Raw genomic sequence first — 15,293 nt, forward strand, 5'->3', positions numbered from 1 at the left:
TTTGAAATCTAAAGCCCAATATAAAATATCTTTTTGCTAACTTATGCCAAATAAACTCAATTTACAACTATAGCACTAGATTCCAAAATTATCGGCAAATATTAAGCCTACTGCACTTCAAATAATTCAGTTGATAAATATCTCTCACCTGTGTCGTTTAGCATAGTAAGTATATTTGCATTTGGATGTTTTTTTGCTAGAATCTTTGCTGCATGCACATTAGCACCGCTTGATATTCCGACTAATATACCTTCTTTTGTAGCAACAATTCTTGCCATAGCAAATGCTTCATCATTTTCTACTTTGATAATTTCGCTATAAGCATTTGTATCTAATATTTGTGGGACAAATCCAGCTCCAATTCCTTGTATCTTATGTGGGCTTGGTGCTCCACCACTCAAAACCGGCGAGTTAGCTGGTTCTACTGCTACTATTTGCACACTAGGATAATGTTGTTTTAGCACCGCTGAAATACCAGTAATGCTACCACCTGTTCCAACGCCAGCTACAAAAATATCAACTTTTTCCCTACCAAATGAGCTAACTATTTCTTGTGCTGTGGTTTCTTTGTGAATCTTTACATTTGCTTTATTCTCAAATTGCCTAAGAATGATTGAATTTTTATTTGATTCATTTATTTCTTTTGCTCTTTCTAACGCACCCTTCATTCCTTTCTCTGGTGGTGTAAGCTCTAATTTTGCTCCTAACGCAGCTATAATTTTTCTTCTTTCTATGCTCATGGAGCTTGGCATTACAATAGTAAGCTTTAATCCAAGTGACGCACATACTCCTGCTAATCCTACACCTGTATTGCCACTTGTAGCTTCTATGATATTTGTGTCTTGATTAATCTGTCCGCTTTTTAGTCCTTCTGTAACCATTGCTATGGCAATTCTATCTTTAATAGAACCATTTGGGTTCATAAATTCGCATTTGCCAAATATATTTGCTCCGAATTTTTGGGATAGCTTATTTAGTTTTACTATTGGTGTATTACCAATAAGTTCTGTTACATTTTGTGCTATCATTGGAAAAACTCCTGTTTCAAAATATTGTATGTTAAGTGTATGTTTAAGCCTTTAGGCTAGAATTATTTTAACTATCAAAGGTTAATCGGGATTGGTTTTCTGATCATTTAAAGGAGAAGTTATGGGATTAAGTAATTTTATAGAAAAATATAATAACCTTGTGAAAGAAAGAAAACAGCAAGGTGTTCCTCCATTAGCATTAAATGTAGACCAAACAAAGGAGCTTATTGAAATTTTATCAAATAAAAGCAGTGGAGATAGGACATTTTGCAAAGAATTGTTAGTAAATCGTATAAGCCCTGGAGTAGATGATTCTGCGAAATTAAAGGCGGAATTTTTAGGAAAGATTGTCTCAGGTGATTTAAAAAGTATCGATTTTACACCTTCAGAAGCAGTTAAGATTTTAGGAACTATGCTTGGTGGATATAATGTTCCTTACTTAGTTCGTGCATTACAAAGTAATGATGAAAGCATATCTAGGGCTGCATCAGATGCACTTAAGCATACGTTGCTTGTATATGATGCATTTGATGATGTAGCTAGTCTTAGCGCGACTAACTCTTATGCCAAGGATGTTATAGAATCTTGGGCAAATGCAGAGTGGTTCTTATCTAAAACAAAGCTACCAGAAGAGATTAAGCTTGTTGTTTTAAAAATAGACGGAGAAACTAATACCGATGACTTAAGTCCTGCAAGCGATGCTTTTACTAGGAGTGATATCCCCCTGCATGCAAATGCAATGTTAAAAAGCAGAATTGATAATTATGAATCTCGTCTTAACAATATCAAGGAAGTGGCAGCTAAAAATAGTGCAGATGTGGTTTATGTTGGCGATGTTGTTGGCACAGGTAGTAGTAGAAAGTCGGCTTGCAATTCTATCGTATGGCATTTTGGCAAAGATATTCCTTATGTGCCAAATAAAAAAAGCGGTGGTTTTGTGATTGGTGGAATTATTGCTCCAATATTCTTTGCGACTTGTGAAGATAGCGGATGTTTACCTATTGTAGCAAATGTTGATGAGCTTAAAGAAGGAGATATTATTACTCTAAAACCTTATGAAGGTGAGATTATTAAGGATTCTAAAGTTGTTAGTAATTTTAGCCTTACTCCTAATACTATATTTGATGAAATTCGTGCAGGAGGTAGAATCCCGCTTATTATAGGTAGAGGGTTGACAAACAAAGCAAGAAAATTTTTAGGTTTGGGAGAATCTGATGTATTTACTAAACCAATTCAACCAGCTTCAAGTAGCAAAGGATTTACTTTAGCTCAAAAAATGGTAGGCATTGCATGCGGAAAAGATGGCGTTAGAGCAGGGGAGTATTGCGAGCCAAAAGCTACTACAGTTGGCTCTCAAGATACAACAGGTGCTATGACAAGAGATGAGGTAAAGGAATTGGCTAGTTTAAGCTATAGTTCTGATTTTGTTATGCAAAGCTTCTGCCATACTGCTGCATATCCAAAGCCAGCTGATGTAAGTTTGCAGGCTACCTTGCCGGATTTTATGACAAGTCGAGGTGGTGTGGCACTTCGCCCAAAAGATGGTGTAATACATTCTTGGCTTAATAGATTTTGCTTACCTGATACAGTTGGCACTGGTGGAGATTCTCATACTAGGTTTCCAATAGGTATTAGTTTTCCTGCAGGAAGCGGTCTTGTAGCATTTGCAGCTGTTACAGGAAGCATGCCTTTAAATATGCCAGAATCTGTATTAGTCAGATTTAAAGGAAAGATGAATCCGGGTATTACCCTGCGAGATTTAGTGAATGCAATTCCATACTATGCTATTAAAAATGGTCTTTTAACTGTGCCTAAGCAAAATAAGAAGAATATCTTTAGCGGCAAGGTGCTAGAGATTGAAGGATTAGAAGATATTAAGGTGGAGCAAGCCTTTGAGCTATCTGATGCAAGCGCAGAAAGAAGTGCGGCAGCTTGCACTATAGCTTTAAATAAAGAACCAATTATTGAATATTTAGAATCTAATATTGCCCTTATTGAAGCTATGATAAAAGATGGCTATGGAAATGTCCAGACGTTAAAGAGGAGAGCGCAGAAAATGAGAGATTGGATCAATAATCCAATTCTTTTAAGAGCTGATAAGGACGCAGAATATGCCGCAGTGATTGAAATTGATCTCGCAGAAATTAAAGAACCAATCCTTGCTTGTCCAAATGATCCAGATGATGTGGCCACTTTGGGTGAGGTTTTAGCAGATCCTAATAGACCAAAGAATATTGATGAAGTATTTATTGGGAGTTGCATGACAAATATTGGACATTTTAGAGCCTTTGGTGAAATTATGAAGAATGAGGGGCAAAGTGCTACTAGAACTTGGCTTGTGCCACCTACCAAGATGGATTCTAAGCAATTGAGCGACGAGGGCTATTTTAGTTTATTTGGTGCAACAGGTGCTAGGATAGAGATACCTGGATGTAGTCTATGTATGGGTAATCAGGCAAGAGTTAGAGATAATGCGGTTGTGTTTTCTACTTCTACTAGAAATTTTGATAACCGTATGGGTAAGGGTGCGAAAGTATATCTAGGAAGCGCGGAACTTGCAGCTGTTTGCGCAAAGCTAGGTAGACTTCCAAGTATAGATGAATATCTAAAAATAGTCCCACAAAAATTAGGTGAGAATACTAGTAAGGTATATCGATATTTAGAGTTTGACAAAATTAAAGATTTTACACTTTAATTTGCATTCTAGCTAATGTTTATATATTTTGATTTGGTTGGTTTTTGTGTTGTAGTTGTGAACGAAGATTCTATAATTTAAGTTTTTATTTTATTGTTGCAATTGCTTATTAATTACATGCTATTACTAATTAATTATGCACTTTCAAAAATATATAAGGCTTATGATAAAGTAGGTATATAAATAGTGTTTTCCTAGTGGCTCAAAAATTTTATTTTTTATAATTCATATAATGATTAAAGTATAATAACTTAATAGTTTATAAAGGTGTTAATATATAAAACTTAATTTATAAATAATAGCAAATATTAATAGTATTATAAATGGTAAATAAATGTTACCTATTTGTTTTACTTAGAGTTTGATTGATTATTATTTTTCTTTGTTAACATGAATTGCATAATAATCTTAAATCCGTTAAGAATATTTTACTAATTATTATAGTTTTATTCTAGTTTTGAAATAGTTATAAATTTAATTCAAAATGTGCATTCTATATATGTGTTTTGCTATAATCCTCTGACTACGAAAACAAGGAATTCCATGCCAATATATACCCCCCATAGTGCAATTGCTAAGCAAGATTTTACTAGTAAGAAAGAATGTTTTGATATTGACTTTGAAGCATTGGCAAAGTATTCAAAACCCGGACCACGTTATACAAGCTACCCTACTGCAAATGAATTTTCTAATAATTTTACCCATATAAATCTACGAGAATGTCTTAAAGATTCTGATGTACATTATAAAGATAAACCGCTTTCGTTATATACACATTTGCCTTTTTGTAAAAGTGCATGTTATTTTTGTGGTTGTAATGTCATTTATACAAGCAAGGAAGAGCGAAAAGAGCGATATATAAATTATCTTGAAAAAGAGCTAAGTATCCTTTCTAATTCCTTTGATACTAATCGCGATGTTGTTCAATTCCATTTTGGTGGTGGCACTCCGACATTCTTTAATGCTTCGCAATTGCACAGGGTTTTTACTATGATACGACATGTTTTTCCAAATTTTAGTAATGATTGCGAAATTAGCTGTGAGATAGATCCTAGATATTTTCAAGATGAGCAAATGGCGGTTTTAAGAGAGAATGGCTGCAATCGCGTAAGCTTTGGCGTGCAGGACTTTGATTCTAAAGTTCAGCAAGCAGTTAATAGAATTCAACCTATAGAATTGGTAGCAAATAGCGTATTAATGGCTAGGAAATATGGTATCAGCTCGATTAATTTTGACTTGATTTATGGATTGCCATATCAAAATGTTGATAGCTTTATTGCGACTCTGCAAACTGTTATTTCCTTGCAACCTGATAGATTGGCAATCTTTAATTATGCTCATGTACCTTGGGTTAAGAAAACTATGCGAAAGATCAATGAAGATACTTTGCCTAATCCATCACATAAGTTACTTATGTTAAGGGAGATTATTTCTTTTTTAAAATCTAATGGCTATCAAATGATTGGCATGGATCATTTTGCAAAAACTAATGATTCTTTATATGATTCGTTACAAAAAGGTAAGTTAAGGCGTAATTTTCAAGGATATACTACAAAAGGTTTTTCTCAAACTATTGGCATTGGTGTAACCTCTATTGGCGAAGGTGTAAATTATTACACACAAAACCATAAGGATATACAAAAGTATGAAATAGCATTAGATTCCAATGAGTTACCTGTTGCATGTGGAATTATCTTGCAACCTGAAGATATATTGCGCAAGGAAGTGATAATGAGCCTTATGAATACATCTAGGCTAGATTTTAGATATTTTAATAGAACGTTTGATATTGACTTTATATCTCATTTTGATAAAGAATTGCAGCAAATTAGTAATTTTGCAGAACTTGGATTTTTAGAATTAGATTCTAGCGGAGTTAGGGTTAATCCTACAGGGAATATGCTTATTCGTAATATTGCTATGATATTTGATACATATTTAGTAAGTAATGTTACTAAACGATTTAGTAAAACTATTTAGTCCTTTGGGGGAATTATGAGCGAGAACCATTCAACCATTATGCAGAAGAGCGCGTTAAGCTGTGTAAAATGCGCAAAATGTATTCCAACTTGCACAATATATTCCATTAATAGAGATGAAGTTACTGCACCTAGGGGCTATCTAGATTTAGTTAGTGCTTATGCAGAGGGTAAGCTTAAAATGGACATGGAGTTTAAAGATTCTATAGAATCTTGTTTCCTATGCACTACTTGTGTTACTCAATGTCCAATAAGCTTACCAATAGATGTAGTAATTGAACGTGCTCGTGTGGATATTGCGCAGAAGTATGGTATCCCACTCTATAAAAGGATAGCTTTTTATCTGCTTGGGAATCGAAAAGTTTTGAATATTCTTTTTTCGTTTGGATTTTATTTTAATCCTTGCTTATTCAAGACATCTAATGGGCATAAGAAATTGCGCTTTGTCCCATCTAGATTTAGAGATTTGCTTGATGGTAGGGTGATTGCTCCCTTGCTATCAAAGAGTTTTTTACAACGTTATAGTGGTTGGCAGAGAATTAATAATACAATCAAGGGATATACATCAGATTCTAAGCCATTACAAAAAGTTGGTATTTATATTGGTTGTTTAAGCAATTACAATTATATTGATGTAGGAATTAGCCTTGTTAAGATACTTCAGAGGTTAGATATTGATGTTTTTATCCCGAATAAACAGGAATGTTGCGGGGCACCAGCATTTTTTAGCGGCGATATTCGCAATACAACAAGACTTATAAAAAAGAATTTAGATTATTTCATGACATTTATTCATGAGATAGATGTTGTTCTTATCCCAGAGGCTACTTGTGCATCTATGTTAAAGCTTGATTGGTTACATGCCTTAGAGATAGAAACTGAAGTTTTTGGAATGGATAATACGGAGTATATACAAAAGCTTGATATTCTAACCAAAAAGACATTTATGGCTAGTGAATGGCTTTATAAACACACGAGATTAATGGACTTGCTAAAAAATTTTCCTATTGATAAAAATATTGATAAAGTTATTACATATCATGATCCATGTCATGCTAAGAAAACTTTGAAGATTTTTCAAGAGCCGAGACATCTTTTATCAAACTTTCATATAGTGGAGATGAAAGATAGCAATGTTTGTTGTGGGTTTGGAGGGGTAACAATACAGAGTGAAAAATATCATCTAGCAAAGCATATTGGTGATAATAAGGCTTTAAATATTGCAAACAGTGGAGCAAATGTTGTTAGTGCCGAGTGTAGTGCATGTCGCATGCAGATTAATGATTCGCTAGAGCGCAATAATGTGCAAGTTGAGTTCAAACATCCTTTAGAGTTAATCGCTCAAAATCTAGGATTGTAATAATTCATGCTTAAAAGCTTTTAAGAATTTATTTTTTGGATCAAAGTTCTGCCAAATTTTATCTTGCCATTGACTATTGGGTCATATTGTTTGACACTAAAAATCTTATACCACCTTTTCTAAGATTCCATTTAAATGGCTCTAACAGACATAGCATTTTTCTTTTATAATCACTAGTGATATAATAATTATCCATAACTAATATTCCATGATCATCAAAGTATTTACATTTCTCTGGAATCTCATCTAGTAGCAAAATCTTTAATTTCTTATATCTAGGATGCTATTTTATTTTAATATTTGTATACCAAAATCCAGCTGCTCTAACTAGCTCTCTTTTGGGATTTAAAAACCAATCAATCTCACTATTCCCGCACATACTTGTTTTTTGTGAAATATAGCAAATAAGTGTTATTTTTGGCGTTTGTAATATTTGAGATAATTATAAACTTCTTTTTAGATTCTATTAATATTTTCCAGAAATTTCTCATGCGTGAAAGAGCAGATTGGTACAAGCAATATCTGCTTGCATTTTTAGAATCCTAAAGATAAAGGAGAATTAAAGCTACCTAATAGCCCCTTGGCGATTCTCTTAACTCCCTTATTCCCTCTTTGCTTAAAATATATCCGGTGCGTCCAGCATTAAACAAATCAGTAGGAGTGCCATAATACGTGCAAATAGGCTTTTTAAACCCCAATTGAAAGAAGTTTTTAATAAAAAATAAAGCAAAAGTAGGGCTATCTTTTTAGTCTCTATTTCTCCTACAGCATTATCACAGTTACAAAACACAACCTTATCTTTCCAAATAGATTTGGGATATATACAAAGCTCTTTTTTTATAGTCTTCTAAACTTGTATAGAATTCATCATTTTTTACTATCCTTGCTTTGTTGAGTAATGCTTGTTTATTTAAGCCTCTCTCCTCTAAACTTGGCATAATTTTTGGCACGACTTTTATATAGTTTTGCTTTTCTGACTTTTTATAAAGACTTCTTTGATAAAATCATCATGAGCTTAGATAAATCCACATATACAGAAAACAAGAATTCATTATAAAATACATTTCTTTATTAGCCTGCTCTCGCAAATGCAAAAAAGTATTTTTTATATCTTTTTCAATTTGTCACATATTTTTGACATCACAGGTAAAACTATAGCTATAAATATTATCTTTGCTTTTGCCTGTGAGTGATATTCTTTTAGTTGTCTTGCTGGGTCATTAGTATACCAATTTTGCATTTTGTAGATTCTAAAGAAGCTTGAATGATATAGAGATTCTTTCATTATTAGCCTTTTCTTGGCTTTTATAACGCATTTTATTACTCAAAGCAAGGCTTTGCTTTAAAGCTTACCAAAGCTTTGCTAGGTAATTAGTTGATATTTTTAAATGTAGCACTTTCTAAGTTTTCCTGCCAAGTTTTAAAATACAAAAAGTTTTGTATTTTAAATAGCAATCAATGCTATTTAAAATATTTTTTGCAATAATATATCACCAAATCATAATTTCCTTAATAATTTCGTTACGTTTATTTCAATTCATTTGGCGGATACGTCTATTCCATACCATCATAATCTTCTTATATTATAGGTTTTACTCATGAAATCTATATAATAAACAGGACAATTTCCATATTTACCAAATGTAGTATCCATGCTAGATTCCGCATAGTGATAATTGCTTTTATCGGTATTTATCTCTCCTATAGCTTGGATTAGATTATACAAGTTTGCTTCCATAAGATTAAAAGCACTATCGCTTTTGCAGCCTTTGCGCACCTTTATTCTTACATTATGCAAGATGCTTGCCAAAGTTATGGGCTGGCATTATGTGTTCAAACTCAATACTATTAACCCTAATGTTTGCTTTATTATTTTTTGTTAAAGGCTTTCTTGGTGTTTAATAAATGCTTGAAATGATTTACATGCCATTATCTGTGAATTGAAAAGTGGCTTGACAATAAAAATCTTGTGTAAATTATGCCTACCACATGCTTTTAGTGAGCAATTTCTTTGATTCTGCGAAGTTTTGCTGGCTAGCATTTCCCATGAATATAAATCACGTTGCTATCGCAAATATAATTAGGGGAAATAATAAATGTTTTTATTGCCAAGTAATACTTGGAATCTTTTAGCCATAATTACCATTATTGTTAGAATAAATCTGAGAGTTTACGAATAAAAATTGTGCATACCATAATCGGAGCTAGAACTCTAAGTGAATATAGCCATGAAAAAAACAATATATCACTTTTGAAATAGGGTTTAGTCCACTCTCTTAATTTCTGTTTGGGAACAACATATGCGATAAATATTGAGAAGAAGAATCCGCACCAAGTAAGCAATATATTCGCGCTAAGCCAATCTGCTATATCAAAAAGACTTTTGCCTAATATAGTAAAATACTTTCCATATTCTGCATTCATTGATAATATGATGAAAATACCGCATACAAAGATTCCAAATGTAACAGAATATGTAATTATATATCTAGGATATTTACTTCTATCGCAGATATATTTTATGCATGGTTCAAGCAAGGATACAGTGGAAGAGATTCCAGCAAATATTAGCCCTGCCATAAAAAGGAAGCAAAGTATAGTTCCAAGAGATCCAAATTTTTCAAACATTACAGGTAATGTAACAAAAATTAATCCAGGGCCTTCTGATATATTGCTTTCACTTCCGTATGTAAATACAAATGTAAAAATTATTAGTCCAGCCATAATGGAAATAATTATGCCTGGAATAAGAATATATAGGGACGTTTTTAGCAAATTTTGATTCTTGCTTGAGTGTGAAGAATATGTAAGTATTGTCCCTGCTCCAATAGATAGAGAAAAGAACACTTGTCCCATTGCATTTACCAATACATTAGAATCTATTTTTGAGAAATCTGGCTTAAACATAAATATTAGGCTATCTGTGAATTTTGGTAGAAATGCAGCGTAGCATAGTAAGCCAAAGAATATACAAAAAAGTAATGGAATTAGAACTATGTTTAACTTTTCTATACCTTTGATTCCGTGTACTATACTATATGCTGTTGCTATTAAGATTAACCCAAAACAAACAATTTGATATAACATTTGTTTGTTACTTGAAATTAGGGCTTCAAATATTATGCCACTCTCATCAAATGTTTGCGGTAGATTAAAGCTAACAAAAAATAGATAATAAAGCACCCAGCCTAATACCACGCAATAGAATGTTAAAATAATAGGTCCTGCAAACAACGCTACACCCATGAATCTCCATTTAGTATTTGGATTTCCTGTGATAACCTTAAAGCTATCTGGGACATTTTTTCTACCTTGTTGTCCAATTAACATTTCTGCAATCAGCATAGCACAACCAATTACAATTGAAATACCTAAGAATACAAGTACAAACGCAGCTCCCCCGCTAGTCCCAGTTACAGCTGGGAAACGCCAAATATGACCTAATCCAATTGAGCTACCAAGCACTGCAAGAACGAATCCTATTTTACCAAAATTATTTTGCATGAACGATCCTTATTGCTGTAGTATTTATCTAGTCTTAATTAAGAGAGCAACATAAACCATTCTCAAAGCTAGACATGCTAATATTTTACAAATATTTTAAAAGATTTTTTCACGTAATGATTGATAATTTCATAAATATAATTTTTAATAGTATTTATTGATGTTAAGGCTATATTAGTTCTATCAAAGCGTATGATTGAGTTTAATGTTAAAATGTTTGTTTAATTGCAATTTATAACTCCAAATAAAGCTTACTTTTTATCAATTAATTACTTTATGTATATAACCTACACATTTGTTTTATTAAATATAATTAATATATTGTTTATCTCGGACTTTATAATAATAGAAATAAACAAAGTAAATAAAACATTATGATAGTTTTTAGCATTATAAGAGGCATATAAAACTTCAAGATATGGCATCATATTGTTATGATAATATGATTAAATCATTAATAAATAAAACTTTGACTATCCTTTACTTAGAATATATTATTAAGCTTAATTTTCAAACAAACTGTTTTAATTGTAACTATGCTGACACTAGCAATATAGAATCTAATTAGATGCTAAAATATTACATATTGCAATAGATGGTATCTAGTCAGTTGATGTGAATAAGATTCTATTCTAAATACTAGTTTTTATCTTGATCAATAAGCTTACCCACTTTAATCCAAGGCATCATTGATCGCAACCTCTCACCTACTTTTTCTATCTGATGATTTGCTAGATTGTTACGTTCTGAATTCATTCTAGCATAGCCAGCCTTACGCTCTAAGACAAAATCTTTTGCAAATCTCCCATCTTGAATATCCTTTAGAATCTGTCTCATGGCTTTTTTAGATTCTTCGTTTATCACCTTTGGACCACTTACCATATCGCCATATTCTGCAGTATTAGATATAGAGTAGCGCATATCTGCTAAACCACCTTGATAGATAAGATCAACTATTAGCTTTAACTCATGTAAGCATTCAAAATATGCCATCTCTTCTGGATATCCAGCCTCTACTAATGTTTCAAAACCAGCTTTTACAAGGCTTGTAATGCCGCCACATAACACAGCTTGCTCTCCAAACAAATCTGTTTCAGTTTCGTCTTTGAATGTTGTTTCAATAATTCCACTACGTCCTCCACCAATAGCACTTGCATAACTTAATGCTATAGCTTTTGCATCACCTCTGCTTGTGTCTTGCTCTATGGCAATTAGATCTGGTATTCCACCACCTTTTACAAATTCACTTCTAACAGTATGTCCTGGTGCTTTTGGTGCTACCATAATAACACCAACGCCTTTAGGGGCTTTAATCTGCCCAAAGTGGATATTAAATCCATGACCAAAGGCAATAATCTTATCTTCGCTTAGATGTGGTCTAATATCTCGTTCAAACACATCAGCTTGTAACTCATCAGGTATTAAAATCATAATAACGTCAGCTTGCTTTGTTGCTTCACTAACTTCTAGCACCTTAAAGCCTTTTAATTCTGCTTTACTCCAGCTTTTACCACCTTTATAAAGCCCAATAAGCACCTCTTTCACACCAGAATCACGTAAATTCTCTGCATGCGCATGTCCTTGAGAACCAAAACCAATGATGGCTACCTTTTTTCTCTGAATAAGTGCTAGGTCGCAATCTTTGTCATAATATACTTTTAATGCCATAGTATTCCTTATTTAAAATGCTAAAATATACTAATATGATAGCATAAAACAAAAAATTAGGGGGTGGAATGATGCAAGAGAAATTTTCAAAATATGAAATTATGCGAGACATTTTGCTAGAAGTTATTGAGGAAAATAGTCCAAAGGTTAAGCAAATATTTTTATTGCTTATTCAATCATTGAATGATAAAAACGATGATTTAAAGAAGTTAAAATCAATATTTGATGGTATTAATGATAGTGAGCAACTCATGGGTGTTATAAAAGCATGTTCATTGCACAATATAATCCTAAATATCGATGAAGAACAGGAGCAAGCCCAGATTGCGAGCGTTTCAAGAAGTATTGCAGAGGTGTATCATAATCTAGAATCTGAAGGTTTTGATAGATTAGATTGTGACAGGGTGCTAGAATCAATTCGGTTTTATCCTGTCTTTACTGCCCATCCAACAGAATCAAGGAGGCGCACATTCCTTGAAGCACACCAAGAAATCACCACAGAGTTGGAAAAGATTGAACAATTCTCTAATGCCCCTAGCTCATTTATAAATAAAGAAAGAGAAATTAGACAAAGCCAAGATAATATTAAGTATCGCTTGCATTTATTATGGAATAGTCATTTAGTGCGCAGTGAAAAATTAGAGGTAATATTTGAGCTTGATAATTTACTTTATATCGTAGAAAATAGTATCTTACCTAGCGCATTGCGTGTTCTAAATCAAGTTTCAAATCGACTAAATAAGCCGTTAAAAATATCTCCAATTAAGTTAGGAAGTTGGATAGGCGGAGATAGAGATGGTAATCCATTTGTAACAAATGAAATGATGACTCGCGTAATGAAAATACAACATGAACTAATTATTAATACCTACATTGAACGGATAAATAAGTTAATAAGAGAGTTATCAATATCAGTAGATTTCTGCCAGCCTAGCAATGAATTACAAAAATCCTTGCAAAAAGAAAAAGCTTATTTAAATCAAACTTCTCTAAAACTACATGAAAGAGAGCCATTTAGAGCGAAGTTAAATATAATCAAACTAAAGCTACAAAATCGCTTGCTAAAGGTGAATTCCATTAATGATATAGATTTCACATATCGCAATCCAAAAGAATTGTTAGATGACATTGATATGCTTATTGATTCGCTTGATTCAATCTCATCAACAAGACTTAGGAGTTTACGTAATCTAGTGTTACTTGGAGGATTTCACTTAATGCAGCTTGATTTTCGTGAGCATAGAGATATGTATCTTAGTGCCGTATCAGAAATGCTATGTCTGCTTGGGTATACAGATAGCGATTTCTTACATAGGCATGAGTCAAAAAAGATTGAGATACTTAATAAAGTGTTAAGTGAAGCGCCAATTAATTTAAATGGGATTCTTTGGGATGTAAGCTCTCAAACAAGGCATACATTGAATGCGTTTTTGAGAGTTTTATGGGCAAAGAATGCTATTAGTAAGGACGTGTTGAAAAGTTTTATTGTTTCTATGACTACGACCGCAAGTGATTTATTGGCTGTGTTATATCTTGCATACTGTAGTGGATTGTGGCAGAGAGGTAAAGTAAAGGTGCTTGACAATGGGCAAACAGTAATAAAAGAGGGCAAATCTGGAATTTTCATTACGCCGCTGTTTGAGACTATTGATGATTTGGAGAATGCAGAGGAAATCTTAGAGACTTTAACTAAGAATGAGCACTATAAACAATATTTGCAAGATTCAGGCAATGCGCAACAAATTATGATTGGTTATTCGGATTCTAGCAAAGATGGCGGTATCTTTGCATCGAACTATTCACTATACAAGGCTATATCAAATCTTGTAAGATTGGAATCTAGACTTGGCATTCATTTTATGTTATTTCATGGTAAAGGAGGTAGCATTAGTCGTGGTGGTGGTCGGCTTGAGAATGCTCTTTTGGCATTTCCAACAGGTAGCATAGGCACAACCCTTAAAACAACAGAGCAAGGTGAGATTATTTCATCTCGCTATTTGAATCCTAGAATAGCCATTAGGAGTTTCGCGCTTACATTGGCTAGCTTACTAAATAAGGCTGTGCATGATAATTTTTGCACGACTGATATTAAAGACATAGATATGGATACATATAACTCAAAGCAATTGTATTGTCAGAGAGATCCGTTTCTTCCAAGGTTAGAAGAGCTATCTAGGATTTCATATCGTGCTTATAGAGATCTGGTCTATGAAACCCCAAATTTTGTAGAATATTTTAAAAATGCCACGCCTATAGAATTCATACAGAATCTAAATTTAGGTTCTCGTCCAAGTAAGCGAAAAGATACTCAGAGGGTTGAAGATTTAAGAGCTATTCCTTGGGTGTTTTCTTGGACGCAAAATCGCTCTATTATCCCTGCTTGGTATGGGCTTGGTAGTGCGCTTAGTGGCTTAGCTGATAAACAATTATTACAAGGTTGCTATGCTGAATCTATATTCTTTAAAACTACCATTGATAATATAGCCCAAGGATTTATAAATGTAGATATGGAAATAGCTGAATGTTATAATGAATTTGTAGGCGAGTTAGGATTGAGGAAAAGCGTATGGAGCAAGATTTACAATGAATATCAAAAAACACTTGAATGGTTACTCATTGTGCGGAATGAAAATTATTTGTTAGAGGCAAATTCTAAATTAAGGGATAGGATTCTGGCTCGTATGCCAAATGTCAAAGCTTTAAGTCTATTGCAAATTGAATTGATTAAGAGATATAAAAGTGCTCAATATAGCGACTTGAAAACTAGGCTTATAGAACAGATACATGGCACAATCATTGGTATTGCACAAGGTATTCGCAATACAGGCTGATTTTCATCTTATTAATTAGTCTTGCTAAATCTTGGAAGCTAGATATAGTATGTGATATCTTTTTAATGTGTTAATTTGAAAAATCTATCTTTAACATGAAAAAACCTCATGATGTTAATGTTTTGTTTTGATTGTATTTTGTCTTCCTTTATCATTTAAGTGGAATAAACATATCTATTTTTAGACTCTTTGTGTTATTTCTAAGTAATTGATTGATAAGGGCAAAAT

The 15,293-nt window shown here is 33.0% G+C and carries 10 protein-coding genes; 4 read left to right on the plus strand and 6 right to left on the minus strand.

All coding sequences use genetic code 11. From position 1 onward, the window contains the following. Nucleotides 1-107: 107 nt before the first annotated feature. The gene (gene cysK / locus LS73_RS02455; RefSeq protein ID WP_034558428.1) at nucleotides 108-1,028 is read right to left on the minus strand and encodes a cysteine synthase A; all 921 of its coding nucleotides are present in this window, start codon (nucleotides 1,026-1,028) and stop codon (nucleotides 108-110) included. Nucleotides 1,029-1,149: 121 nt separating this feature from the next. Here cysK and acnB point away from each other — a divergent pair, with 121 nt between their 5' ends. The 3 genes from acnB (at nucleotide 1,150) to LS73_RS02470 (ending at nucleotide 7,062) form a co-directional block, all read left to right on the plus strand. Then, entirely contained in the window at nucleotides 1,150-3,723 is a 2,574-nt protein-coding gene (acnB, locus tag LS73_RS02460; RefSeq protein WP_034558426.1) for a bifunctional aconitate hydratase 2/2-methylisocitrate dehydratase, read from the plus strand. A 543-nt stretch (nucleotides 3,724-4,266) separates the two neighbouring features. Then, nucleotides 4,267-5,703: an oxygen-independent coproporphyrinogen III oxidase gene (gene hemN / locus LS73_RS02465; protein WP_081955606.1), complete on the plus strand. Its 1,437-nt coding sequence runs from the start codon at nucleotides 4,267-4,269 to the stop codon at nucleotides 5,701-5,703. Nucleotides 5,704-5,718: 15 nt separating this feature from the next. Next, a complete protein-coding gene (locus LS73_RS02470; protein ID WP_052089776.1) occupies nucleotides 5,719-7,062 on the plus strand; it encodes a (Fe-S)-binding protein in 1,344 nt (447 codons plus the stop codon). A gap of 73 nt (nucleotides 7,063-7,135) precedes the next feature. On the opposite strand, the gene LS73_RS02475 is transcribed toward LS73_RS02470, so the two are convergent. From LS73_RS02475 to ilvC, 5 genes are all read right to left on the minus strand, one after another. After that, nucleotides 7,136-7,318, minus strand: coding sequence for a hypothetical protein (locus tag LS73_RS02475; protein ID WP_138069974.1), 183 nt, complete (start codon nucleotides 7,316-7,318; stop codon nucleotides 7,136-7,138). 849 nt (nucleotides 7,319-8,167) lie between these two features. Then, a complete protein-coding gene (locus LS73_RS02480; RefSeq protein WP_052089774.1) occupies nucleotides 8,168-8,347 on the minus strand; it encodes a hypothetical protein in 180 nt (59 codons plus the stop codon). A gap of 282 nt (nucleotides 8,348-8,629) precedes the next feature. Continuing rightward, complete coding sequence (locus LS73_RS02485; protein WP_138069975.1) at nucleotides 8,630-8,839, minus strand: HNH endonuclease family protein; 210 nt, start codon at nucleotides 8,837-8,839, stop codon at nucleotides 8,630-8,632. 374 nt (nucleotides 8,840-9,213) lie between these two features. Next, on the minus strand, nucleotides 9,214-10,566 hold the full coding sequence (locus LS73_RS02490; RefSeq protein ID WP_034558424.1) for a sodium-dependent transporter: 1,353 nt from the start codon (nucleotides 10,564-10,566) through the stop codon (nucleotides 9,214-9,216). 639 nt (nucleotides 10,567-11,205) lie between these two features. Next, complete coding sequence (gene ilvC, locus LS73_RS02495; protein WP_104692142.1) at nucleotides 11,206-12,234, minus strand: ketol-acid reductoisomerase; 1,029 nt, start codon at nucleotides 12,232-12,234, stop codon at nucleotides 11,206-11,208. A gap of 71 nt (nucleotides 12,235-12,305) precedes the next feature. On the opposite strand from ilvC, the gene LS73_RS02500 reads away from it, so the two are divergent. Beyond that, nucleotides 12,306-15,065: a phosphoenolpyruvate carboxylase gene (locus LS73_RS02500; RefSeq protein ID WP_052089690.1), complete on the plus strand. Its 2,760-nt coding sequence runs from the start codon at nucleotides 12,306-12,308 to the stop codon at nucleotides 15,063-15,065. The last annotated feature ends 228 nt before the right edge of the window (nucleotides 15,066-15,293 follow it).

The organism is Helicobacter muridarum (assembly GCF_000765805.2).
Lineage (GTDB): Bacteria > Campylobacterota > Campylobacteria > Campylobacterales > Helicobacteraceae > Helicobacter_A > Helicobacter_A muridarum.

Coding starts and splice junctions, on each gene's coding strand:
- cysK (WP_034558428.1), bottom strand. CDS start 1,028: ATGATAGCACAAAATGTAACAGAACTTATTGGTAATACACCAATAGTA.
- acnB (WP_034558426.1), top strand. CDS start 1,150: ATGGGATTAAGTAATTTTATAGAAAAATATAATAACCTTGTGAAAGAA.
- hemN (WP_081955606.1), top strand. CDS start 4,267: ATGCCAATATATACCCCCCATAGTGCAATTGCTAAGCAAGATTTTACT.
- LS73_RS02470 (WP_052089776.1), top strand. CDS start 5,719: ATGAGCGAGAACCATTCAACCATTATGCAGAAGAGCGCGTTAAGCTGT.
- LS73_RS02480 (WP_052089774.1), bottom strand. CDS start 8,347: ATGAAAGAATCTCTATATCATTCAAGCTTCTTTAGAATCTACAAAATG.
- LS73_RS02490 (WP_034558424.1), bottom strand. CDS start 10,566: ATGCAAAATAATTTTGGTAAAATAGGATTCGTTCTTGCAGTGCTTGGT.
- ilvC (WP_104692142.1), bottom strand. CDS start 12,234: ATGGCATTAAAAGTATATTATGACAAAGATTGCGACCTAGCACTTATT.
- LS73_RS02500 (WP_052089690.1), top strand. CDS start 12,306: ATGCAAGAGAAATTTTCAAAATATGAAATTATGCGAGACATTTTGCTA.